The organism is Pseudomonas sp. GW823-FHT02E01, assembly GCF_058797535.1.
Genome location: NZ_JBXAJS010000002.1, coordinates 258,099 through 282,460, shown reverse-complemented (window position 1 = coordinate 282,460; position 24,362 = coordinate 258,099). Strand labels below are relative to the sequence as shown.

16 protein-coding genes are annotated in these 24,362 nt (G+C 60.8%); 13 read left to right on the top strand and 3 right to left on the bottom strand.

Going from position 1 to position 24,362, the window contains the following annotated elements:
- The first annotated feature begins 1 nt into the window (after window position 1).
- The 10 genes from AC1RDQ_RS05050 to AC1RDQ_RS05005 are packed head-to-tail and all read left to right on the top strand — an operon-like array spanning window position 2 to window position 15,048.
- Window positions 2-3,067 carry a virulence factor SrfB gene (locus tag AC1RDQ_RS05050; RefSeq protein ID WP_102669372.1) on the top strand — a complete coding sequence of 1,022 codons (3,066 nt, stop codon included), beginning with the start codon at window positions 2-4 and terminating at the stop codon, window positions 3,065-3,067.
- The gene (locus AC1RDQ_RS05045) at window positions 3,064-5,775 is read left to right on the top strand and encodes a putative virulence factor (RefSeq protein ID WP_492586577.1); all 2,712 of its coding nucleotides are present in this window, start codon (window positions 3,064-3,066) and stop codon (window positions 5,773-5,775) included. Before AC1RDQ_RS05050 ends, AC1RDQ_RS05045 begins: the two co-directional genes overlap by 4 nt.
- Before the next feature lie 3 nt (window positions 5,776-5,778).
- The gene (locus AC1RDQ_RS05040) at window positions 5,779-6,801 is read left to right on the top strand and encodes a hypothetical protein (protein ID WP_154909803.1); all 1,023 of its coding nucleotides are present in this window, start codon (window positions 5,779-5,781) and stop codon (window positions 6,799-6,801) included.
- 11 nt (window positions 6,802-6,812) lie between these two features.
- A complete protein-coding gene (locus tag AC1RDQ_RS05035; RefSeq protein WP_492586575.1) occupies window positions 6,813-8,792 on the top strand; it encodes a vWA domain-containing protein in 1,980 nt (659 codons plus the stop codon).
- 10 nt (window positions 8,793-8,802) lie between these two features.
- Entirely contained in the window at window positions 8,803-9,504 is a 702-nt protein-coding gene (locus AC1RDQ_RS05030) for an ABC transporter ATP-binding protein (protein ID WP_090452130.1), read from the top strand.
- Complete coding sequence (locus AC1RDQ_RS05025) at window positions 9,488-10,711, top strand: ABC transporter permease (protein ID WP_090452132.1); 1,224 nt, start codon at window positions 9,488-9,490, stop codon at window positions 10,709-10,711. Before AC1RDQ_RS05030 ends, AC1RDQ_RS05025 begins: the two co-directional genes overlap by 17 nt.
- On the top strand, window positions 10,701-12,245 hold the full coding sequence (locus tag AC1RDQ_RS05020) for an SUMF1/EgtB/PvdO family nonheme iron enzyme (RefSeq protein ID WP_492586573.1): 1,545 nt from the start codon (window positions 10,701-10,703) through the stop codon (window positions 12,243-12,245). The genes AC1RDQ_RS05025 and AC1RDQ_RS05020 overlap by 11 nt, the downstream gene beginning before the upstream one ends.
- 34 nt (window positions 12,246-12,279) lie before the next feature.
- On the top strand, window positions 12,280-13,017 hold the full coding sequence (locus AC1RDQ_RS05015) for a hypothetical protein (RefSeq protein ID WP_492586571.1): 738 nt from the start codon (window positions 12,280-12,282) through the stop codon (window positions 13,015-13,017).
- A 4-nt stretch (window positions 13,018-13,021) separates the two neighbouring features.
- A complete protein-coding gene (locus tag AC1RDQ_RS05010) occupies window positions 13,022-13,528 on the top strand; it encodes a hypothetical protein (protein WP_492586569.1) in 507 nt (168 codons plus the stop codon).
- Window positions 13,529-13,584: 56 nt separating this feature from the next.
- Window positions 13,585-15,048, top strand: coding sequence for a vWA domain-containing protein (locus AC1RDQ_RS05005; RefSeq protein WP_492586568.1), 1,464 nt, complete (start codon window positions 13,585-13,587; stop codon window positions 15,046-15,048).
- A 32-nt stretch (window positions 15,049-15,080) separates the two neighbouring features.
- On the opposite strand, the gene AC1RDQ_RS05000 is transcribed toward AC1RDQ_RS05005, so the two are convergent.
- Window positions 15,081-16,001: a LysR substrate-binding domain-containing protein gene (locus AC1RDQ_RS05000; protein WP_218494628.1), complete on the bottom strand. Its 921-nt coding sequence runs from the start codon at window positions 15,999-16,001 to the stop codon at window positions 15,081-15,083.
- Window positions 16,002-16,159: 158 nt separating this feature from the next.
- Between AC1RDQ_RS05000 and AC1RDQ_RS04995 the strand changes: the two genes are divergently transcribed.
- The gene (locus AC1RDQ_RS04995) at window positions 16,160-17,557 is read left to right on the top strand and encodes a NorM family multidrug efflux MATE transporter (protein WP_492586566.1); all 1,398 of its coding nucleotides are present in this window, start codon (window positions 16,160-16,162) and stop codon (window positions 17,555-17,557) included.
- Window positions 17,558-17,679: 122 nt separating this feature from the next.
- Here AC1RDQ_RS04995 and AC1RDQ_RS04990 read toward each other — a convergent pair whose 3' ends face one another.
- The gene (locus AC1RDQ_RS04990; protein WP_429521726.1) at window positions 17,680-19,353 is read right to left on the bottom strand and encodes a putative bifunctional diguanylate cyclase/phosphodiesterase; all 1,674 of its coding nucleotides are present in this window, start codon (window positions 19,351-19,353) and stop codon (window positions 17,680-17,682) included.
- 264 nt (window positions 19,354-19,617) lie between these two features.
- Here AC1RDQ_RS04990 and rep point away from each other — a divergent pair, with 264 nt between their 5' ends.
- Both rep and AC1RDQ_RS04980 read left to right on the top strand, forming a co-directional pair.
- On the top strand, window positions 19,618-21,627 hold the full coding sequence (gene rep, locus AC1RDQ_RS04985) for a DNA helicase Rep (protein WP_007989511.1): 2,010 nt from the start codon (window positions 19,618-19,620) through the stop codon (window positions 21,625-21,627).
- A gap of 57 nt (window positions 21,628-21,684) precedes the next feature.
- Window positions 21,685-22,257: a xanthine phosphoribosyltransferase gene (locus AC1RDQ_RS04980; RefSeq protein ID WP_046038985.1), complete on the top strand. Its 573-nt coding sequence runs from the start codon at window positions 21,685-21,687 to the stop codon at window positions 22,255-22,257.
- A gap of 128 nt (window positions 22,258-22,385) precedes the next feature.
- Here AC1RDQ_RS04980 and AC1RDQ_RS04975 read toward each other — a convergent pair whose 3' ends face one another.
- A complete protein-coding gene (locus tag AC1RDQ_RS04975) occupies window positions 22,386-24,308 on the bottom strand; it encodes an acetyl-CoA hydrolase/transferase C-terminal domain-containing protein (RefSeq protein ID WP_492586564.1) in 1,923 nt (640 codons plus the stop codon).
- Between the last annotated feature and the right edge of the window lie 54 nt (window positions 24,309-24,362).

Genomic DNA, 24,362 nt, shown 5'->3' with positions numbered 1-24,362 from the left:
CATGTTGCCTGAAGTCACTCAATTCGAAGACACCGTCACACTGGTCAGCGACACCGGCATCCAGTTCATGGATTTCGCCCTGCGCCTGGATCCCCGCAAGGAACCGGCGGGCGAGTTCGCACCGATGATCAGCGGGCTGATCTGTCGCCTGGCGTACAACGAAGAGAAAGACTTCTTTTTCTACGAACCCGAACCGGAAAAGGTCGAAAAAGCCAAACCTGCGTTCAGCGTCGACATGAAAAGCAGCCTCGATTTGCTCGACGGTATCTGGCTACCGATCCCGTTTTTCCGCTTCATGCCGCCGCATCGCTTCGACGAAGGTCCGACCAACTGGTCGCGCATGCGTTTGGTGAAATTGGCAACTCCTGACATCGACGGTAATACCCACCGCCTGACGATGGCGTTCGACAGCCGTGTGATGCCCAAACGTGACGGCACTGCCTATCTGGCGCCGAACGATGAAGACATCAGCTCCGGCGTGTCTTTCAAACTGGCGACCAAGGCTAGCGAAACCCGCTGGTTCCTGGCGCAGCCGTGGGTCAACGAGTGGTTGCTGGAAGTGTTCAATGAGGGCAATGCCCACCGTTCGCGCGCAGAGCTGGACATCGATATTCGCGCTAACCATCACCTGGCGCACTACCTCAACTTGCTCAGCCTGTTGAGCAAACCGTCAGCCGCCCAGGAGTCGAAGGCCCGGGCGAAAGTTGAAATCCCCGAGCTGAAAGTGGTCGCCAACGACAGCAATGGCCTGGTCAAACCCATACCGGTGGACCTGGTGCTGGACGTCGGCAACTCGCGCACCTGCGGCATCCTGATCGAAAACCACGGTCAGGCCGGCTCCGGCCTGAAGCAGAATTATGTGCTGGAACTGCGTGACCTGATCACCCCGGAACACACCTATAACCTGCCGTTTGAAAGCCGCGTGGAGTTCTCCCAGGCGTACTTCGGCAAGGACCACTGCTCGGTCAAGAGCGGTCGCCACGATGCGTTCCAATGGGCGACGATTGCCCGTGTCGGCAATGAGGCCAGTCGTCTGGCCAGTCGTCGTCGCGGCACCGAAGGCTCCACTGGCCTGTCCAGCCCGAAACGCTATCTGTGGGACGAAAACGCCTATGGCCACGGCTGGCGTTTCAACTGCTCGTATATAAAGACCGACAATGAGCCGTACGCCACCGCCGCGCCGTTCTCGCACCTGATCAACGAAACCGGCGAGGCGCTTTACAGCCTCGAAGAAGACGATCGTCTGCCGGTGTTCATGCCGCGTTACTCACGCAGCTCGCTAATGACCTTCATGCTCGCCGAAGTACTGGCCCAGGCGCTGTCGCAAATCAACAGCCCGGCCCAGCGTTCGCGCCAGGGTCACACCCGCGTGCCGCGCCAGCTCAACAGCATTACCCTGACTGTGCCACCGGGCATGCCACAGGCCGAGCGCAGCATCCTCAACGAACGCATGCTGCAAGCCATCGGCCTGGTGTGGAAAAGCCTCGGCTGGCATGCCGGCGAGGAAGATCCACATCAGGATCAGGCCGTCAGCCCGCGCACGCCGATCCCGAGTATCCGCGTGGAATGGGACGAAGCGTCCTGCGGCCAGTTGGTGTACCTGTACACTGAGGTCAACGAGAACTTCGCCGGTCACCCGGAAGAGTTTTTTGACACCATCGCCCGGCCGGACAAAGTCGACCGCCAACGCATCACCCTCGCGACCATCGACATCGGCGGTGGCACCACCGACCTGGTGATCACCGACTATCGCCTCGACCGTGCGGGCAATACCGGCAGCGGCAGCAACGTGCACATCGTGCCGGAACAGCGTTTTCGCGATGGCTTCAAAGTGGCCGGCGACGACATCCTGCTGGACGTGATCCAGGACTTCATCCTGCCGAGTTTCGAAAAAGCCTTGCAGAACGCCGGCGTAAAGGCCCCGAATTCACTGATGTCACGGCTGTGTGGCGATGAATCGGTCAGCGCCCAGGACATGATCTTGCGTCAACAATTGAACCTCCAGGTGTTCGCCCCGCTGGGCCTGGCGCTGCTCAAGGCGTATGAGCATTACGATCCGCAGGTCCCGCAAGAAGTCATCCCGCAAAGCTACCGCCAATTGCTCGGTGACAATGCCATCAGCCAGACCGTGCTCGACTACGTCAATGTCGCCGTGCGTCGCGATGTCGGCGCTCAGAGCGGTTTCGACCTGTATGACGCGCCGATCAGCTTCGACCTGCAAAAGCTCCATGCCGCGTTTCTCAACGACCAGATCAACATCACCAAGATCCTTGGTGCGCTGTGTGAAGTGGTCGCGCATTACCCCTGTGATGTCTTGCTGCTGACCGGCCGCCCTTCGCGCCTGCCCGGCATCCAGGCGTTCATTCGCAAGCTGTTGCCGCTGCCACCGGGGCGTATTCTGGCGCTGCAAAACTACCGCACCGGCGGCTGGTATCCGTTTCACAAGAACGGCCGGATCGACGACCCGAAAAGCACCGCCTCGGTCGGCGCCATGCTCTGCCTGTTGTGCGCCAACCACAGCGTGCCGAACTTCTACTTCCGGGCATCGGCGCTCAAGCCGTATTCAACGGTCAAGCACATCGGCGTCATCGATCTGAACAACGTGATCAAGGATGCCGACGTGCTGTACCGCGACATCCAGTCCGAAGACTACAAAATCAAGCTACCGGAAATTGGCGTTGGCGACGCCGCCGACACGCCGCAGCTGGAAATGCGCGGCGACCTGCGCCTCGGTTTCCGCCAGTTGGCCGCTGACCGCTGGGCCGCTTCGCCGTTGTATACCTTGCGGTTCACCAAGGCGGGTCGGGAGAAGTTTTCCCGGGCAACCGGTGAAAACGGCAGCGCCCCGCTGCTCAAGGTGCGGTTCGAGGTCAAACCGGCGGACAAATACACGCGCAAGCAGGATCTGGTCAGCGACCGCCTCTCAGTTCGCGACATCGAATCCAACAGTAACAACGTCAACTTCAACCCGCGCAGCGACCTCGAGCTGGAACTCAACACCATGCTCGACGCCGGCCTGAGCGAGACCAAGTACTGGCTCGACAGTGGAAGTGTGAAACGCAAATGAAAGACCTGACCCCCGATCAAACTCAGCTCTCTGCCAGTTGGGCCGCTGTTTATGAAGGCGCCGGTCAGGCGCTGGACTGGATTGACCAGACGCGCGGCAATGCGCCGCGCCTGGACAGCGAAGCCGACAACCTGAACATCCGCCTGCACCGCGCCCGCAACCTGGCTCAAAGCCTCGGTCGCGTGGCCTGCACGCCGATGACCATTGGCTTTTTCGGCTTGTCCCAGGCCGGCAAGTCCTACCTGATTTCGGCCCTCGCCGCCGGTCAGAACGGTAAGCTGGAAACCGAGTTCGGCGATCATCGCCTGGACTTCATCAAGCACATCAACCCGGTGGGTGGTGGCAAGGAAGCCACCGGCCTGGTAACGCGCTTCAGCCGTCGGGCGACGGAAAGTCAGGACAAGGACTTCCCGGTAGAACTTACGTTGTTCAAGGAAATCGAGCTGGCGAAGATTCTCGCCAACGCCTGGTTCAAGGATTTCGACCTTGAGCGGATTTCCTACGAGATCGACGAGGAGCGCATCCAGCGCGTGCTCAAACCGTTCGAAGGTCGCGAAACCGGGCCGCTGCAAACGGGCGTCAACGCCGACGATCTGGTGTCGCTGTGGGATTACCTGCGCGACAATTTTCGCAACTCGGTGAAGAAGCTTGAGCACCTGTTCTGGCCCAAAGCGTTGCAGCTGGCGCCACGCCTGAATTTCCAGGAACGGGCCGAGCTGTTTTCGATCCTCTGGGGTGAGCAAAGCGAGTTGACACGCGTGTACCAGAAACTGGCCGGCGCGCTGCACAAGCTGGGGCTGCCCGAGACCGTGTTCGCACCGTTGAAGGCCTTGGTGAGTTTCGACAACGACACCTACAGCCAGCGCGACAGCATCATGAACGTCGACATCCTCGAACGCTTCGGCAGCCCGCTGGACTTACCGATCGATGTTCGACCGCTGGTTGGCGATCGCCTGCAAAACAGTCAGGCGATTGCGGTCGCGCAACTGGCGGCACTGACCGCCGAAATGACCTTCCGCCTGATCGAAGCGCCGGTGGATGACATCGTCAATCAGGTCGACCTGCTGGATTTCCCCGGTTATCGCGGGCGCCAGAAACTGCACGAGATCGCCGATTCCAACGACCCGCAATCCAGTACCAAGGACAACTCCGTTTCCCAGCTGATCCTGCGCGGCAAGGTCGCCTACCTGTTCGAACGCTACACCGACAACCAGGAAATGAACGCACTGGTGGTCTGCACCAGTTCGACCAAGCAGAGCGACGTCAACGACGTGGGTCCGGTGCTGACCCGCTGGATCGAAAAAACCCAGGGCGCCGACTCGGCTGCTCGCAGCAAGCGCGATACCGGCCTGATCTGGGCGCTGACCATGCTCGACCTGCGCATTACCAACTCCCTGAGTCTGACACCCGATCAGTACGACGAGAGCTGGAACGGCATGGTCAAGTTGACCATGCTAGAGCGTTTCGGCAGCCTGAGCTGGATGAACGACTGGGCCGGTACACCGTTCCAGAACACCTACCTGGTGCGCAAGCCGCGTATGGATGCGGCGTTCATCGGGCAAGACGCGACCGGTGCGGAAACCGGCCTCAATGCCATTTATCAGGAACGTGTCAGCGCGCTGGGCACCAGCTTCGCCAGCAACGCTCTGGTGTGCAAACACATCAAGAATCCGGTCAACGCCTGGACAGAAATGCTGCGCAACGATGACGGTGGCATCAGCCACTTCAGCGGCAGTTTCAAAGGCGTGGCCAATATAGAATTTAAATTGCAGCGTATCCGCGAGCAATTGAGCGAATGCCTCGAAGGCCTGACCACTCACGGTCTGAGCACCTGGTACCACGCTGACGACGACGGCGCCGCAGCCGCCAAGAAAGCCAAAGCGCAAATGATTCTGACGAGCTTGGGCCGTCGCCCGGCGGTACTTGGCGAATTGATCGATCAACTCGACATACCGAGCGAAGAGGTGCGCGACCTGTACCTCAGCGGCGTGTACGAAACCGATGACGAGCCGGCCGTGAACGACGATCCGGTCACCCCGACACCGAGCCAGAGCCTCTACGGCAATGACACCGGTTTCAATTTCGATTTCAGTGACGACCCGGGCCACGACGCGCCAGTCAGCAGCAAAACCGGCACCCCGGCGCCCGAACCGCAAAGCAACGAGCACCGTTTCGCCAAAGCAGCGTTCAAGGCCTGGATCGCGCACTTGCGTGAACTGACCACCCGGCAAAGCCTGCTCAACCTGCTGGGGCTGGAAAAGGCCTTGCTGGAAGCGGTGGTCGATGAACTGATCACCGCCGGCTATCGCCAGGATTTGCCGGGGCAACTGAGCCGCGCCGTCCTCAAGCGCGCACAAAGTGGCGCGCGGCGCGATCAACTGGTTGAGCGCCAGGTGCTGGAAGTGCAGCGCGTGCTGCGCGATTTCGTGTCCTGGTTCGGCTACCTCCAGAAACCGGTAAGCGAGCGTCCGAACAGCCGCGCCGGTGCCAAGGAGCCCTTGTTTTCGTTCTACACCGACATTGGCCCTGGACAAGTGCCTGTACTGCCGGCGCAACCGGCGAATCAGGCGCAACGGTATCTAGGAGACTGGCTTTCGGGCCTGGCCTACATCACGCAGGACAATGCTGGCCATGGTGCTGGACGTGAAATCACCCCTGAACAGAACGAACGGCTGGGCCAAGTGCTCACAGCCTTCGCAGCGAGATAAGCAATGCCAATTCGTGTCGACCTGCTCGCGTTAGAGCCCAATGTGCCTGGCCAGGCCCGCCTCACTGTGAAGAAATGGCAGGGTGACGAGGAACAGCTGGAGTTTTCCATTCAGCGCAACCAGGACGGTTTTTACCTTCAGGACCACAAGGCCTGGAGCAACAATCCATTCTGGTTCAAGGTCTCGCGTTTCAACCTCGCGGCCAACGGCGAAGCTTTGGAAACCCAGGTCGGACCGGACGTGGTTGACCCACTGCTGGAAGGCGGCGCCAACTCGCAATTCCAGATCGAACTGCGTGAACAGAGCCAAGGCCACGCCGACAAAGGCGTGGTTCGGCCAGGCGTCGGCTTGCTGCCGTCCACGGCCGGCGGCCAGACACGCTCGACTTACGGCGGTGCCGAACTGACGGCGCCGAGCGCACCGGCACCGGAGATCCCGGAGATCCCGGATTTGCCTGAACTGACCCTGTCCACCGCCGAGCCAGAAGTGGAGTTGGAATCGGTACTCACCGAGCGCGCCTATACGCCGCCTCCCGCACCGGTAAAGAAAAGCAACAAAGGTCTGATCGGCCTGTTGATTGTGGTGTTGTTGCTGGCGGCGGGCGCCGGATTCTGGTTCTACAAGCGCACCCCAGCGCCTGCGGTTGCAGCCACTGCCAGCGCACCTGCCGGCGCCAATGCTCAAGCCTGCACCCTCGACAGTATGAACAGCCTGCCCGAGTTGACCTTCGTCCAGACCTGCATCAAGGCGGCACCTGACAGTGCCAGGTTGTTGGAGATCATCGACCAGGCCAAGGCCAGTAAACATTGCGGCGTCGCCCAGCGCCTGTACGCCAACCGTGCCCAGGCTGGTGACGTGCTGATCGCCAACGCCTATGCCCGTGAATACGACCCTAAATACCTGAAGGCCAGCGAGTGCTTCCCGGCTGCGGACAACGCCACCGCCGCCTACTGGTATGAAACCATCCTCACCCAGGACCCGAACAATGCCGAAGCCAAGCAGCGTTTCGAGGAGTTGCAGAAGTGATGCGTTCACCCATGAGTCGACTCCTGCTGAGCGGTGCCGCCTTGCTCGTGCTGTGCATCAGCCCGCTGTCCCAGGCCGATGACAAACCGCTGATCCAGGCCGGTAAAAAGACCCTGTTCCAACGCGTGCTGACCACGCCGGGCTGCAAAATCAGCCCGGCGGCGGGCGGTGCGGCAGGCGACGCACAACCGGTCTTCAGCCGCTTTTATGTGTACGAGCGCGCCCAGGCGAACAATGCCGAGTGGCTGAAAGTCGGCCCCGACAGCTACGGCAAAACCATTGGCTGGCTGCCTGCCAGCTGCACCACCGACTGGAAGATGCAGCTGACGCTGGCCTTCACTAACCCGGCCAACCGCGACCGGCTGCTGTTCTTCAAGGACCGCGCCACCGTCGAAGGCATCCTCGATGCACCGGACCCGGTCAGCAAAGTCGCGCCGCTGCGGGCCACGCTGAAAAAGGGCCTGCAAGCACCGGGCGTACTGGCTGAAGAACCTGAATACTTCGTCGACCTGCAAAAGCAGTTCTACCTGCTGCCGGTGCTCAGTGGCGAAGAAGTCATGACCGAAAGCGGTTTCCGCACGCGCCTGCTCAATGTGGCCTCCGTCAGCAAGCCGGATGACAAGAACGCCAAGGGCGGGGCTGCAAACAGCCCTGCCGGCAGCAAGGAAGCCGAAGAGAAAAAGGCCAACCAGCTGAAGGAATTCAGCGCGGCCGTGGTATTTGTCATCGACTCGACGATCTCGATGGACCCCTATATCGACCGCACCCGCGAGGCGATCCGCAAGGTTTACCAGAAGATCGAAGCGCAGAACCTCGGCAAGCAGGTCAAGTTCGGCCTGGTGGCTTTCCGCTCCAACACCCAGGCAGTACCGGGGCTGGAATACACCACCAAGATGTACGCCGACCCTACCAAGGTGAAAGACAGCGCCGACTTTTTCGCCAGGATCAAAGACCTCAAACAGGCTAACGTGTCGAGCAGCAGCTTCGATGAAGACTCGTTTGCCGGGGTCATGGAGAGCATCGACAAGGTCGACTGGAGCCAGTTCGGCGCACGCTACGTGGTGCTGATCACCGATGCGGGCGCCATCGAAGGCGACGACAAGCTGTCGAAGACCGGCTTGAGCGCTGCACAGGTACGTATCGAAGCCGCCAACCCGGGTGTGGCGATTTACACGCTGCACCTGAAAACCCCGGCCGGTGCCAAGGACCATGCCAAGGCCGAGGCGCAATACCGGAATCTGTCGACCTACCCGGGTACCAACACTTCGCTGTACTACCCGGTAAACGCAGGCGATGTGCAAGAATTCGGGCGCAAGGTCGACACACTGGCCGCAGCGATCACTACACAAGTCAAAGCCGCCTACATGGGCGAAGACGCCATCGGCAGCGCGGCGAACGCCAAGCAGGACCCGGCCGAGAAAAAAATGCTCGAAGACGCGGCGCTGATCGGCCACGCCATGCAACTCGCCTATCTCGGCGAGAGGACCAACAGCAAGGCCCCGCCAGTGTTCAAGGCATGGATCACCGACCGCGACCTGATCAAGCAGAACATTCCGACCACCGACGTGCGGGTGCTGTTGACCAAGTCACAGCTCAGCGACTTGAGCGACGTGATGAAGCAGATTCTCGATGCCGCCAACGAGGGCCTGATTTCGCCAACGGACATGTTCAATCGCCTGCGCTCGGTGGCGGCGACCATGGGCGCCGATCCCAATCAGCTCAAACAGAACAGCAATGCCAAACTGGCGGACATGGGCGTGCTCGGTGAATACCTTGAAGACCTGCCTTATCAGAGTGAAGTGCTGAACCTGGATGAAGAGACCTGGAAGAGCTGGGATGGTCTGGCACAAGAAAAATTCATCCGCACGCTGAACACCAAACTGCGGCATTACCAGCGTTACAACGCCGATGTCGACCGTTGGGTAGCCTTAGCCAAAGACAGCGATGCGCGGGACAACGTCTACCCCGTCCCGCTGGAAATGATGCCCTGACGAGACGCCGATGCTCGAAATCAAGAACATGCTGGTGCGCCGTGGAGAAGGCGCACAGGCTCATCACGTGCGACTGCCGCACCTGCGGATCGGCGCCGGAGAAATCCTCGCCGTCACAGGTGAGAGCGGCAGCGGCAAAAGCACGTTGCTCGAAGCCATCGGTCTGTTGCTCGCACCGGTAGAACTCGAGCGCTTCCGGCTGGGCCCGACGCACGCTCAGGATATCGCCCAACTGCTGGCCACTGACGATCAGCCTGCGCTTGCAGCGGTGCGTTCACGGCACTTGGGATTCATTTTGCAGAGCGGCGGCTTGCTGCCGTTCCTGAGCGTGAGAGACAACATCAGCCTGCCGCGCCGTTTGCTCGGGATGCAGGCGAAGAGCGATCACATCGACCACGCCGTTGACGTATTGCGCCTGCAAGGCTTGTTGGACAAACAACCCCAGGCCTTGTCGATTGGCGAGCGCCAGCGCGTCGCCTGCGTTCGGGCAATTGCCCATGAACCGCTGCTGCTGTTGGCCGATGAGCCGACCGCCGCGCTCGACCCTCACAGTGCCCGGCGATTGTTTGAGTTACTCCTGAGCCTGGTGTCGAGCATGGGCCTGAGTGCGCTCGTTGTATCCCATGACTGGGCCCTGCTGAAGGATTTCGGGTTGCCGCGACTCGGTGCTATCAACCATCTGGGAGAGACTCTGTTTGAACCGATGGACTGATCGCTTGCGCCTGCTGGGCTCACTGGCACTGCAAGACCTCTGGCACGACCGCAAGGTCTCGCTGTGTATCGCCGCTTCCCTGGTGGCGGTGATCGCGCCGTTGTTGTTGCTGTTCGGGCTCAAACACGGGGTGGTCAGCCAGCTGCAGGACGAACTGCTGCGCGACCCGCGCAACCTTGAAGTGAAGATGCTCAGCAACGGTAACTACGACGCAGCCTGGATCGAGCGTTTGCGCCTGCGCCCCGAGACCGGCTTTGCCCTCGGCCAGACCCGCTCGCTCAATACCCAGGCGGACCTGCTGATCGGCATGCAACGCTTTGTCGAAGGCGCGGAAATCATCGCCACCGAGCCCGGCGACCCACAGCTGAATCTGGCGTCCCTCAACCCCGTCGGCAATCAGGTGATCCTCAGTGCCAGCGCAGCGCAACGCTTGCAGGCCAAGGCCGGCGACAGCGTGCAGCTACGGGCCTTGCGCCGCCTGGAAGGTGTCAATGAACGCGGCGAGATGACGCTGACGGTACTGGCCGTGCTCGACGGTGCCCGCTTCGGTCGCGCGGCCGGGTTCGTCGCCCCGCCGCTGTTACTGGATCTGGAGCGCTTTCGCGACGGTTATCAGGTCAGTGAGTTCGGCGTTACCACCGGCAAGCCTCAGGGGAATCTACAACCGCTGTATGCCCGCGCCCGCGTGTATGCGCGCGACATCGACCAGGTCGCGCCGCTGGAACACTGGCTCAACGAACAACACATCGAAACGTCGAGCCGACTGGCCGACATCGACAACGTCAAAGCCATCAACCATGTGCTGGGGTTGATCTTCGGTGTGATCGCCATGGCGGCACTGATCGGCTGCGTGGCGTCCATGGTTGGCGCGTTCCTGGCCAACATCGATCGTAAACGCAAAAGCCTGGCGGTCCTGCGTCTGCTGGGCTTCAAGCGCAGGTCCGTCGGCGGTTTCGTGGTCCTGCAAGCGCTGGTGCTGAGTTTGGCCGGCTACGTGGGCGGGCTGGGGTTTTATACCGTGGGCAGTCATTTGTTCGACTCCCTGCTCGGCAGCAGCCAGGCCACCGGTACCTTCGTTTGCCACATCACGGTCTGGCACGGCGTTGCCGCCCTGCTCCTGACCTTTCTGGTCGCTGCCCTGGTGGCCATGATCGGCGCGCTGAGAGCCATCAACATCCAACCTGCGGAGAGTCTGCGTGAGCTATAAACGTTTTGGCTTGCTGTTACCCCTGAGCCTCGGCTACTTGCTCGACGCCTCGGCGGCGGGCTGGGAAGAGAAGTATTACAACCCGATGCCCGAGGCTGGCGACGTCGTGCTGCCGATGCCCTGCGAAGGTTCGATGGTGTTTCGCAAAGTGTTCATTCCGGTCGCAGGTCCCTTGGATGACTACCCGATCAACATCGGTCAGGACGGCGCGGAATACGGCTATGTCGAGCAGACCCGCCCGACCTTTATCGCCGGCAGTTTTACCGGGGCCAGGAACGACAAGTCCCGCTACTACCTGATGGCCAAGTACGAGATGAGTCAGTTGCAATACGCCGCGCTGACCGAAGCGACCTGCCTCACCGCTGCCACCAAAATGCGCTTGCCGCAAACGGCGGTGAGCTGGGTGCAAGCCATCGACGCCGCCGACAAGTACAACCTGTGGCTGCGCAAAAACGCCGCCGGCAAGCTGCCAAAGGAAGACGGCGCCCTGGGATTCCTGCGCCTGCCGACCGAGGTCGAGTGGGAGTTCGCCGCGCGCGGCGGGCTGGAAGTCGGTGCCGCTGAATTCCGCGACACGCACTACCCGATGCCAGAAGGCATCAACGCCTACGAGTGGTTCGCCGGGGCGCAATCGTCCAACGGCAAAGTGCAATTGACCGGCCTGCAAAAGCCCAACCCGCTGGGCCTGCATGACATGCTCGGTAACATCGACGAAATGATGTTCGAGCCGTTTCGCCTGAACAAACTCGACCGCCAGCACGGTCAGGCCGGCGGCTATGTCGTCCGTGGCGGCAACTACCTGACCGCCCAGGCCGACCTGCGTACGGCATTGCGTAAGGAAGAGCCGTATTACAACGCCGAAGGCCAGGTGAAAAACAAGACCACCGGCCTGCGACTGGTGCTGGTCTCCCCGACCCTAACCTCTCGCGAACGGGTCGCCAGCATCGAAAGCAGCTGGAAGAAACTCGGCACCGGCAGCAAGGAAACCGAATCCGCCGACAAAGGCACCGTACAATCGCTGAACAGCCTCGCCTCGGGTGTCGAAGACAAAGCGCTCAAGGAAAAGCTCCAGGCCCTGGAGAACCAGCTGCGCGCCAGCAACCAGCAGCAGGAAGAAACCCGCGACCAGGCGATCCGCGCCAGCCTCAACCTGGGTGCGTTCCTGTGCACCAAGATGCTCGACGACGGCCAGTACGTCGACTTCCTGCAAAAGAACTACAAGCTCAACTGCGAAAGCGCAGACAAAGATGCCAGTTGCGACATGCGTAAAGGCAAGCTCGAGGAGCAAAAGGATCGCCTGCACAAACTCAGCCGTTACTACGCCAGCAGCCTGGTGGAGTCGGCTACTTTGTACGGCCAGCCACTGCTTGAAACACAAGTCCCGGTGATGGAAGAAATCATCACCCGCAACAAGCAACTGCAAGACCTGAAACCTTATTTGCGCACGCACTGGGCCAATCAGAAAGCGTTCCTGCAAAAGCAGAAAATCGACACTGCAGCCTGGCTGAACAGCTGCAAAACCGTCACTCAATAACAACGCGTCAACACCGTTACGTAGGAGTTTCACCATGTCGCGCAGCCTTTGGACTCGCTTCAAACTACAGATCGCTTTCGTAGTCGCCAGCAGCCTGCTAATGACCGGTTGCGCCAACACTGGCAGTTCCATGCTCGGCGATGGCGAAAGTGAAGGTCCCGACCCGCGCCTGACCCAGGGCAATGACGCAGAGTTCTTCAGCAAGTCCGGATACCAGGCCTGTGCCGTCGGCGCCGGTGTCGGCATCCTTGCTTGCGCGCTATCCAACAGCAACAACAAAACCGTGTGCGTCATCGCCGCCGGTATTACCGCGTGTGGCGTGGCCATGGGCGCGAACTATTACCTGGATCAACGTCGCGCCGAATACGCCGACACCACCACCCGCCTGGCGAAGATGAACAGCGACGTCGAACAAGACACGCAGAAAGTGATCGCCCGGACTGAGACCGCTCAGCAAGTGATCAATGATGACCGTGCGCAAATTGCCCAGATCAAAAAGGACATCGCCAACAGGAAAGTCGACAGGAGCAGGGCCCAGGCGCAAATCGCCGGGATCGATTCGGACATCGCGCGCCTGCGCAAAGACCTTGCCAACATGCGTACCAAAGTCACCGAGTACCGCAAGGTGGCAGACGCCGAGCGCTCACAAGGCTCCAGCGCCGAGATCCGGCAAGTGGAGATGAACATCCAGAGAATGAACCAGAAAGTCGTCAGCCTGCAGAAGGAAGTCGACGCCCTGTACAGCCAACGCTCCGCAATCACCCTGGGTTAAGCACATGACGTTACGACAACTGATGATCATCACTGCCGTCCTGGCCCTGAGCGGTTGCGCGACCCAGCCCGGCGAATGCGATGCAACCAATCGCGACAGCAGCATGCTGACCAAGATGAACTGCGACTATTCCGGTGGTTACAGCGATCAGGTCAAGCAGAAGGAAGAGGCCCTGAGCGAATCCCGACAGCAAAACGCAATGTTCCGTCAGGTGTACGAGAACATTCAGGCCCAGCAGCTCAGCACCAAGACCGATCTGGCCAGCCAGCAGAAATCCCAGGCGGCGCTAAATCAGTCGCTGGCGCAACTGCTGACCTCGCTCAAGGCTCGGCGTGGCAATGAGGCTCAGGTGCAGAAGCAGATTGCCGACCTCGAGAAGCAGCTCAAGGCTACGCAAGTAGCGCCAACGGCCAAACCAACGCCAGCGGCACTGGCGGCCAAGCAGCAAGAGCTGAAAACGTTGCAGAAGAAGGTCAATCAGCTGCAATTCAGCCTCGGCTACGAAGAGTAACTTTTCACCCCGCAGGGCATCCCGACGGATACCTGCTTTTTTCAGGAATCATCGTCATGCAGCGGGTCATCAGGGATGCGCAAGCCACATCGGAGGGGATGAGTGCACTGCAAGCCAAAGTCGCCCTCATCCAGAAACACTTTCCGCCGACCGTCGCCAGTCTGTTTGCTATCCCGCGGATGGGCAGCGGCGACGTGCTGGAATGGTGGACCGAACTGGGTGGCCAACCCACGCCTTATGCCGATCTCAACGAGGACGCGCAACGACGTTTGCTGGAAACCTATGAAGTGCGTCAGACGTCCCTCGGACAGCTGGCGGATGAACTGCAAAAACGCGGTCAAACGACGGAAGCGAATGACCTGCGCAGCCTGCTCGGTACGCCTGAGCTGGACAAACTCTACAGCCTCAACGGTGAGCCTTTGGTGGTGCGGTGGAACCAGCGTCCGCCCAAACCGATCGTGCCGCCAGTGGTGCCCGTTCTACCGCCGTCGCGTCGTGGCTGGTGGATCGCGGCAGCCTTGCTCGCGCTGCTGTTGCTGCTTCTGGCGCTCTGGCTCTGGTGGTTCCTGCACCGTGAGCCGGTTGTCGTGGTTCCGCCTGTAGCGCCTGTGGCACCGGTAGTGACGCCTGTTGAGAAACCGGTTGAACCTGTCCCCGAGCCTGTCGTGGAACCGGAACCGAAACCTGTTCCGGCACCAGAACCCACGCCAGAGCCGGTAGCGGAACCCAAGTCGGTCCCGCCACCAAAGCCGGCACCGGCACCGGAACCCAAGCCGACCCCGCCACCCAAACCGGTTCCACCACCAAAACCGGTAGTGGCTGCCCCGCCACCCGCCCCGACGCTGGACAACTTCGCATGCCGCAAAACAGCGCCGAAGTCAGAGGTCCCGCAGTTCGTGGTGGTGCTCGACACCTCGGGTTCGATGGATTTGAACATCAAGTCAGTGAAATCCGACGAGGACTGGTTCTTCGGTCCTGACATCAACAAGCTCCTGGACCCGAACCGCACCATGCGGCTTACCGCCAAACCCAGCCGCATGGACGTCGCCAAGGACTCGCTGGCCGGCATGATCAACGGGCTGGACCCGAAGATCGACACACGCCTGATCACCTTCGCCGGCTGCGAAAGAACACCGGACCAGGGTTTGTTCAAGTTCGGCGACCGCCCGCGGCTGATCAACGGGATTCGAGGCCTGGTTCCCGACGACGGCACACCGCTGGCCGACAGCCTGGCCCACGCTGCGAGTACCGTCGACGGGCGCAATAACGATGCGGTGATCGTGATGTTCGTCGACGGTGAAGACGGTTGCGGGCAGGACGTTTGCGCGGTATCCCGTCGAATCGCCAGGGAACAACCGCGCCTGCGGGTCAACGTGGTGAAAATCGGTGCTGGCGGCCCGTCACGCTGTATCGCTGAAAACACCGGAGGTCGGGTTTACAACAGCACCAATGCGGCTGAGTTGGGTAACCTGTTGAAACAGGCGAGCAAGGAAGTATCCAGCAATGCCAAGTGCGATTAGCTTGGGGACTGATCCGACTTGCCTGCGATGATTCAACTCAGGTGCTTGACCGCCGGTAACTCCATGGCCCGAACCTCACCCAAAAGAAAATCGCTGAGGCGGCGCAAACGCTCGCCTCCGGGGCGGGTTTTCGGCCAGACCAGGAAATAATTCTCACCGCTGGCGACGGCTGTCGGCCACGGCAAACTCAGACGTCCCTGCGCGACATCCTCCGCGACCATCAGCAAATCGCCCATGGACACGCCGTAGCCACGGGCGGCTGCAATCATGCCCAGTTCCAGCGTGTCGAACACCTGACCGCCCTTGAGCGAGACCTGATCGGTCAGGCCCATGCGCTCCAGCCAGTTGCGCCAGTCACGGCGGTCCGGTGTCGGGTGCAGCAGCTCGGTACTGGCCAGGCGCGCGACGTCCCATGGTTGATCCTTCAGAAGATTCGGCGCGCCCACCGGAATCAGCTCTTCGGGGAACAGGAGAGTCGCCTCCCAGTCCGGTGGAAAATGCCCATTGCTGAGGATGACGGCGCAGTCGAACGGTTCGTCATTGAAATCCACTGAATCGACGTCCATCCACGCACTGGTCAATTGCACTTCGTTGCCCGGCTGCAGATGACGGAAGCGGCTGAGGCGCGCCAGCAACCAACGCATGGTCAGGGTCGACGGGGCTTTCATGCGCAGGATGTCGTCTTCGGCGCGCAAGGTATTGCAGGCACGTTCAAGCGCGGTGAAGCCTTCGCGAATGCCCGGCAACAGCAACCGGGCCGACTCGGTCAGTTGCAGGTTGCGGCCACTGCGATGAAACAAGCGGCAGGCAAAATGCTCTTCGAGCGTACGAATATGCCGGCTGACCGCACTTTGGGTAATCGACAGCTCTTCGGCCGCGCGGGTAAACGAACTGTGTCGCGCCGCCGCTTCGAATGCGCGCAGGGCATACAAGGGAGGAAGACGACGGGACATTGGGAAAGCTCCTACTGCGGGGTTCGCCTACCCTAGCAGAAACTCCCCAGCATGAGTTTGAATCATGCTATCCATCCTTTTTATCCCTTTGTGCAAACCATGCAGAGCGCCGAGAATCGGTGCTTTCCTGTTCCCTTTGATAATCGAGCGTGATGACCATGCAGCATCCAGCACGTACTGAACTCTGGGCCATCCTGCGGCTGGCGGGGCCGTTGATTGCCTCGCAGTTGGCGCACATGCTGATGGTCCTCACCGACACTCTGATGATGGCGCGCCTGAGTCCCGAGGCCCTGGCCGGTGGCGGGCTCGGTGCGGCGACCTATTCGTTCGTGTCGATTTTCTGCATCGGCGTGATTGCGGCGGTCGGCACCCTGGTGGCGATCCGTCAGGGTGCCGGCGATATTGTCGGGGCCACTCGACTGACCCAGGCCGGGTTGTGGCTGGCGTGGCTGATGGCGCTGGTCGCCGGTTTGCTGTTGTGGAACCTCAAACCGGTGCTGCTGCTGTTCGGCCAGACTGAAAGCAACGTCAACGCAGCCGGGCAGTTTTTGATCTTCCTGCCGTTCGCCCTGCCCGGCTACCTGAGCTTCATGGCCCTGCGCGGGTTCACCAGCGCCATTGGCCGTGCAACGCCAGTGATGGTCATCAGTGTTGGCGGTACGGTCGCCAACTTCCTGCTCAACTATGTGCTGATTACCGGCATGTTCGGCCTGCCGAAACTGGGGCTGACGGGCATCGGGCTGGTCACGGCGATTGTCGCCAACCTGATGGCACTTGCGCTGGCGTGGCACATTCGTCGGCATCCGGCTTATGAGGCCTATCCGCTGCGCCAGGGCCTGTCGCGGCTGAACCGCCAGTACCTGAAGGAGCTGTGGCGTCTGGGGCTGCCGATTGGCGGTACCTACGCGGTGGAAGTCGGGCTGTTTGCCTTCGCCGCGCTGTGCATGGGCACCATGGGCAGCACACAGCTGGGGGCTCATCAGATTGCCCTGCAAATCGTTTCGGTGGCGTTCATGGTCCCGGCGGGGATTTCTTATGCGATCACCATGCGCATCGGCCAGCACTACGGCGCCGGGCAATTGCTGGATGCGCGGCTGGCCGGGCGGGTCGGCATTGCCTTCGGGGCGGCGGCGATGCTGTGTTTCGCCATGGTCTTCTGGCTATTGCCAAACCAGTTGGTCGGCCTGTTCCTCGACCACAACGACCCGGCGTTTCGCGATGTCATCAACCTCGCCGTGAGCCTGTTGGCGGTGGCGGCATGGTTCGAACTGTTCGACGGCACGCAAACCATTGCCATGGGCTGTATCCGCGGACTCAAGGATGCCAAGACCACTTTCCTGGTCGGCCTGGGTTGCTATTGGCTGATTGGCGCACCGGCGGCGTGGTGGATGGCGTTCCACCTGGACTGGGGGCCAACGGGCGTCTGGTGGGGCCTGGCGCTGGGGCTGGCGTGTGCGGCGGTGAGCCTGACGCTGGGATTTGAGTGGAAGATGAAGCGGATGATCAAGCGCGACACGACGTCAGTGCAGCGTTTCGAGGTTGCTCAGCCTGACTGAGCCCCCTGTAGGAGCGAGCTCGCTCGCGATGGTCGTCAACGATAACGCTGGTTGGCAGGTGCCCCGCGGCGTTCTCAGGTTTATCGCGAGCAAGCTCGCTCCTACAGGGCTCTGTGGCAACCTCAGCCCACGATTTCCAGCATCGGCTGCTGATTGCTGCCAAACGTCAGATACTCCACCAGTTCGGCCAGCGGCAAAGGCCTGCTGATCAAATACCCCTGCACCTGATCGCATTCAAACCCACGCAGCAGATCCAGTTGCTCCGGCGTTTCCACGCCTTCTGCGACCACCTCGAGGTTGAGGTTGTGCGCCAGGTTGATCATCGCGTGGACCAGTTTGCGGTTTTCCTCACGCTGCTCCATGCCGCCGACAAAGCTCTTGTCGATCTTCAGCAAGGTGATCGGCAGGCTGTTGAGGTGCACGAACGACGAGAACCCGGTGCCGAAGTCGTCGAGGGAGAAGCGCACACCGAGGCGCCCGAGGGCGTCCATGGTCTGCTTGACCAGATCGCTGCGACGCATCACGGCGGTTTCGGTCAGTTCGAACTCCAGCCACTGCGCCTCGACACCGCGCTCGGCAATCAGACGACTGAGGGTCGAAAGCAACTGGCTGTCCTGGAACTGCCGGAATGACAGGTTGATCGCCATGTGCAACGGTGGCAATCCCAGCTCGAGCAGCGCCTGCATGTCGCGCAAGGCCCGGGAAATTACCCAGTAGCCCAGCGGCACGATCAGACCACTTTGCTCGGCCAGCGGCACGAATTCACTCGGTGGAAGCAAGCCGCGCTCGGCATGCCGCCAGCGCACCAAAGCTTCGAGGCCGACGATCTGCCCGTCTTCGAGGTTCAGCCGTGGCTGGTAATGCAGTTCCAGCTCATCGCGGCGCAGTGCCCGACGCAACTCGGTTTCGAGGTCGGCGATGCTGCGGGCATTGCGGTTGATGCGTTCGTTGAAAATGTGAAAAGTGCAGCCCTGGGTGCTTTTGGCCTGCTGCATGGCGATGTGCGCATGCCACATCAGCGGATCCGCACCGGCCTGGGCCCGGGCGTAGGCAATGCCCAGGCTGGAACCGATCAACAGGCTTTCGCCATCGACCCAATAAGGTTCGGCCAGTACTTCGCTGATGCGCTCGGCCATCCACTCGGCACGCTGGGGAGCACGACGGGTGTCGATCAGCAGAGCGAATTCATCACTGCCCAGGCGCGCCAGTTGATCGCCGGCCTCAAGCTGACTCTTGAGCCGCGCCACCACTTGCAGGATCAGGCGATCACCGGCCTGATGGCCGAGGGCGTCGTTGGCATAACGAAAGTTGTCGAGGTCGAGATGACCGAGGGCCAGGCCGCGACCGTCGTTTTCCGCCAGGCGCGCCGTCAGCAGAGTCTGGAAGCCCTGGCGGTTAGCGATGCCGGTCAGCGGATCTTGCTCGGCCAGACGTTGAAGGGTGTTTTCCAGAACGCCACGTTCGCGCACATGGCGTAGGCAACGGCGCAACATGCCGGGATCGAGATGATCGCGCACCAGCCAGTCACTCACGCCGTCGGGCGGGATCAGCGGCTCATGGTCGAGCAACAACACCGTCGGCAGGCTGCAACGGCCCGGCGCCGGCTGAAGTTGCGGGATGGTCAATAACACCGCGCTGCGGTTGTCATCGAACAGGCTGCTGACCGACTCCCAACTCGGCGCGCTGATGAGCACGACCGAGCTCCCCATAGGAGCCAGACACTCGCGCAACAACGCTGCCCACGCTGGCTCTTCGGCCAGTAGCAGCAAACGCAAGGGTTCGACAGGCGTAGACAAGCTAGCTCCCTAGACTCTGCAAAGATGTAGGCGACGGGCATTATGCCGTTCCGATGACCAATGACAATGACATCGGTGAGCAAAACGAGACCTTTGTATCCGGAATTACGAACATTAGCCGCAAATTCGTTGCGCATCCTGCGTGAAAGTAACAAAACCGGCAATTACAGATAGCGTGGTACGTCACAAGTCGGACAGAGCAGCACAATTCGCTGAGCCTGTTAAAATGCCGGCCCATTTCGTGACTGACTCCTGAATTTACCTATGTCCCGACTCAATCCCCGGCAGCAAGAAGCCGTGAGCTACGTCGGCGGCCCTCTTTTGGTGCTCGCCGGTGCTGGCTCCGGCAAGACCAGCGTGATCACGCGCAAAATCGCGCACCTGATCCAGAACTGCGGCATCCGCGCCCAGTACATCGTCGCCATGACCTTTACCAACAAGGCCGCCCGCGAGATGAAGGAACGGGTCGGCACCCTGCTGCGCGCCGGCGAAGGTCGTGGCCTGACGGTCTGCACCTTCCACAACCTGGGCCTGAACATCATCCGCAAGGAACACGTGCGGCTGGGCTACAAACCGGGCTTCTCGATCTTCGACGAGACCGACGTCAAGGCCCTGATGACCGACATCATGCAGAAGGAATACTCGGGCGACGACGGCGTCGACGAGATCAAGAACATGATCGGCGCCTGGAAAAACGACCTGATCCTGCCGGCCCAGGCCCTGGAAAACGCGCGCAACCCCAAGGAACAGACTGCTGCCATCGTCTACACCCACTACCAGCGCACGCTCAAGGCGTTCAACGCGGTGGATTTCGACGACCTGATCCTGCTCCCGGTGAAGCTGTTCGAAGAACACGCCGACATCCTGGAAAAATGGCAGAACAAGGTGCGCTACCTGCTGGTCGATGAATACCAGGACACCAACGCCAGCCAGTACCTGCTGGTGAAAATGCTCATCGGCAAACGCAACCAGTTCACCGTGGTGGGCGACGACGACCAGTCGATCTACGCCTGGCGCGGCGCGCGCCCGGAAAACCTGATGCTGCTCAAGGACGACTACCCTTCCTTGAAAGTGGTGATGCTGGAGCAGAACTATCGCTCCACCAGCCGCATCCTGCGCTGCGCCAACGTGCTGATCTCGAACAACCCGCACGAATTCGAAAAGCAGCTGTGGAGTGAAATGGGTCACGGCGACGAGATCCGCGTGATCCGGTGCCGCAACGAGGACGCCGAGGCCGAGCGCGTGGCCATGGAAATCCTCAGCCTGCACTTGCGCACCGACCGCCCGTACAGCGATTTCGCGATCCTGTATCGCGGCAACTACCAGGCCAAGCTGATCGAGCTGAAATTGCAGCACCACCAGGTGCCGTATCGCCTGTCCGGCGGCAACAGCTTTTTCGGTCGCCAGGAAGTAAAGGACCTGATGGCCTACTTCCGCCTGATCGTGAACCCGGACGACGACAACGCGTTCCTGCGGGTGATCAACGTGCCGCGCCGCGAGATCGGCTCGACCACGCTGGAGAAGCTGGGCAACTACGCCACCGAGCGCAAGATCTCGATGTACGCCGCCACCGACGAAATCGGCCTGGGCGAGCATCTCGACAGCCGCTTCACCGATCGCCTGTCGCGCTTCAAGCGCTTCATGGACAGGGTGCGCGAGCAGTGTGCCGGCGAAGACCCGATCTCGGCCCTGCGCAGCATGGTCATGGACATCGACTACGAGAACTGGCTGCGCACCAACAGCTCCAGCGACAAGGCCGCCGATTACCGCATGGGTAACGTCTGGTTCCTGATCGAGGCGCTGAAGAACACCCTGGAAAAAGACGAAGAAGGCGAGATGACCGTCGAGGACGCCATCGGCAAACTCGTCCTGCGCGACATGCTCGAGCGCCAGCAGGAAGAGGAAGACGGCGCCGAAGGCGTGCAGATGATGACTTTGCATGCGTCCAAGGGCCTGGAATTCCCCTACGTGTTCATCATGGGCATGGAGGAGGAAATCCTCCCGCACCGCTCCAGCATCGAAGCCGACACCATCGAAGAAGAACGTCGCCTGGCCTACGTGGGCATTACCCGTGCGCGCCAGACCCTGGCCTTCACCTTCGCCGCCAAGCGCAAGCAGTACGGCGAGATCATCGATTGCGCGCCGAGCCGCTTCCTCGATGAGTTGCCGCCGGACGACCTGGCCTGGGAAGGCAACGACGACACACCGACCGAAGTCAAAGCCGTGCGAGGCAACAACGCATTGGCGGATATACGCGCGATGTTAAAGCGCTAGAATTGACCACTTTTTTAAAACCTTAGGGCGCACAAGGCGCCAACAGAGGACAGCTTCATGGAAGCCCTGCACAAGAAAATTCGCGAAGAAGGCATCGTGCTTTCCGACCAGGTCCTGAAAGTCGACGCCTTTCTGAACCACCAGATCGACCCGGCCCTGATGAAGCTGATCGGCGACGAATTCGCCACGCTGTTCAAGGATTCGGGCATCACCAAGATCGTCACCATCGAAGCCTCGGGCATCGCCCCGGCGATCATGACCGGTCTGAACCTTGGCGTGCCGGTGATCTTCGCCCGCAAGCACCAGTCCCTGACCCTGACCGAAAACCTGCTGTCGGCGACCGTGTACTCGTTCACCAAGCAGACCGAAAGCACCGTGGCCATCTCTCCGCGCCACCTGACCAGCAGCGACCGCGTGCTGATCATCGATGACTTCCTGGCCAACGGTAAGGCGTCCCAGGCACTGATTTCGATCATCAAACAGGCCGGCGCCACCGTCGCAGGCTTGGGGATCGTGATCGAGAAATCGTTCCAGGGCGGCCGTGCGGAACTGGACTCGCAGGGTTATCGCGTAGAGTCCCTGGCGCGCGTGAAGTCGCTGGCCGATGGTGTCGTGACCTTCATCGAATAAAGGCCACACTGCACATCCCCCTGTGGGAGCGAGCTTGCTCGCGATTGCATAGTGTCAGTCGACATCTTCGTTGACTGATACACCGCTATCGCGAGCAAGCTCGCTCCCACAGTTGTTTTGGGGGGCAGTTACTGCGCAGTCGCCTTGAGGCCTGTGAGCAGCAAGCGCTGAAACAAGTCTTCCTTCAGCCCTTCCGGACTGGCCAACTGCATGCGCTCCAGATGCTCTGGAAACAACGCAGGCTCCGGCGCATCCAGCGCTGCCTTGCCCAACTCCAGCACCTCGCTCAGCTTGAACTTGCTCTTGAGCCAGTTCAGCGCCCGCAACACATCCCGCTCGACCTCGGTGAAATCACAACCCAGTGGGTACTCTGGAAATAGCTGCGGATGCCGCGCCTGAATCTCCTGCAAACGCTGCGGGCTGTTATCGGTAAAGCGCGGATCGAGACGGAAGTCCTTGGGCAATTTGCCGACTTTCTGTGCCTGCGCGATCAGCCCCGACTGGAAACGTGAGTCGCTGATATTCAACAGTGCTTCAATCACCGCCGCATCGGTCTTGCCCCGCAGATCGGCAATGCCGTACTCGGTGACCACGATGTCCCGCAGATGCCGCGGAATCGTGCAGTGACCATACTCCCAGACGATGTTCGAGCTGACGTCGCCTCCAGACTCACGCCAGCTGCGCAGCAGCAACACCGAACGCGCGCCTTGCAACGCATGCCCCTGCACCACGAAGTTGTATTGCCCGCCTACGCCGCTGAGCACACGTCCGTCTTCGAGCTGATCCGCCACCGCGGCACCGAGCAAGGTCACGGTGAACGCGGTGTTGATGAACCTCGCATCCAGGCGCTGCAAGCGCTTGAGTTCTTCCTGGCCGTAGAGCTCGTTGATGTAGCTGATGCGGGTCATGTTGAATTCAAGCCGCTTGCTCTGCGGCAACTCACGCAAGCGTTCATAGTAGCTGCGCGGCCCAAGGAAGAATCCGCCGTGCACCGAGATGCCATCGGTTTGCGCAGCCTCGTCGAGGGTGCCGGCATTCGCCTGCTTTTGGGTCGCCGCGTCCGGATAAACCTTGCGCCGCACGATCCCGGCATCGGCCAGCACCAACAAGCCGTTGACGAACATTTCGCTGCAGCCATACAGGCCTTTGGCGAAGGGCTCGATGCCGCCTTCGCGCTCGATCAGTTGCGCCCAGTGGCTGAGGTTTACGTCTGCCAGCAAAGCCCTGTATCCGTTGTTGTCGGCTTGCCGCGCCAGCAACGCTGCCGTCAGCGCATCACCCATGGAACCGATGCCGATCTGCAAGGTGCCGCCGTCACGCACCAGAGTGCTGGCGTGCAGGCCGATGAAATGGTCCTGAAAGCCCACCGGCATGTTTGGCGTGGAAAACAGCGTGGTGTTGTCCTTCTCATCGATCAGCAGGTCAAAGGTGTCGATGCCCAGTTCCGCATCGCCGGGCATGTAAGGCAGATCGTTGTGTACTTGGCCGACCATCAGGATGGTTTCTCCGGCGGCGCGGCGCTTGGCGATCATCGGCAATAGGTCGAGGGTGATGTCCGGGTTGCAGCTCAGACTCAAGCGGTCGGGATGCTCGGCATGGCTGGCCACCAGTTGCGCCACCAGATTCAACCCGGCGGTGTTGATGTCCCGGGCCGCATGGCTGTAGTTGCTGCTGACGTAATCCTGTTGCGCCGTAGCACTGTTGAGCAGGCTGCCAGGCTGCATGAAGAACTGCTGGATGTGGATGTTGCCCGGTAAACCGTCGCGACGCAGGTCGGCGAGAAATTCCAGCTCCGGATAATCGCCGAACACCCGCTCGACAAAGGGTTCGAGAAATCGCTTTTGCAAACCATCGCCCAAGGGTGGGCGCCCCAGACACAACGCGGTGTAGATCGTCAGTCGTCGCTCGGGCGACTGTGCGATTCGTCGATACAGCGCGTTGACGAAGTGATTAGGTTTGCCCAACCCCAGAGGCAGGCCCATGTGGATATGCGTCGGCAACCGTGCCAAGACGTCATCGACCGCTTGCTCGATTGAACACAGCTGCACCATCAGGTCCTCCCTTACATTCCATGACGTGGGGTTAGACCGAGCTTGCCGGGGATT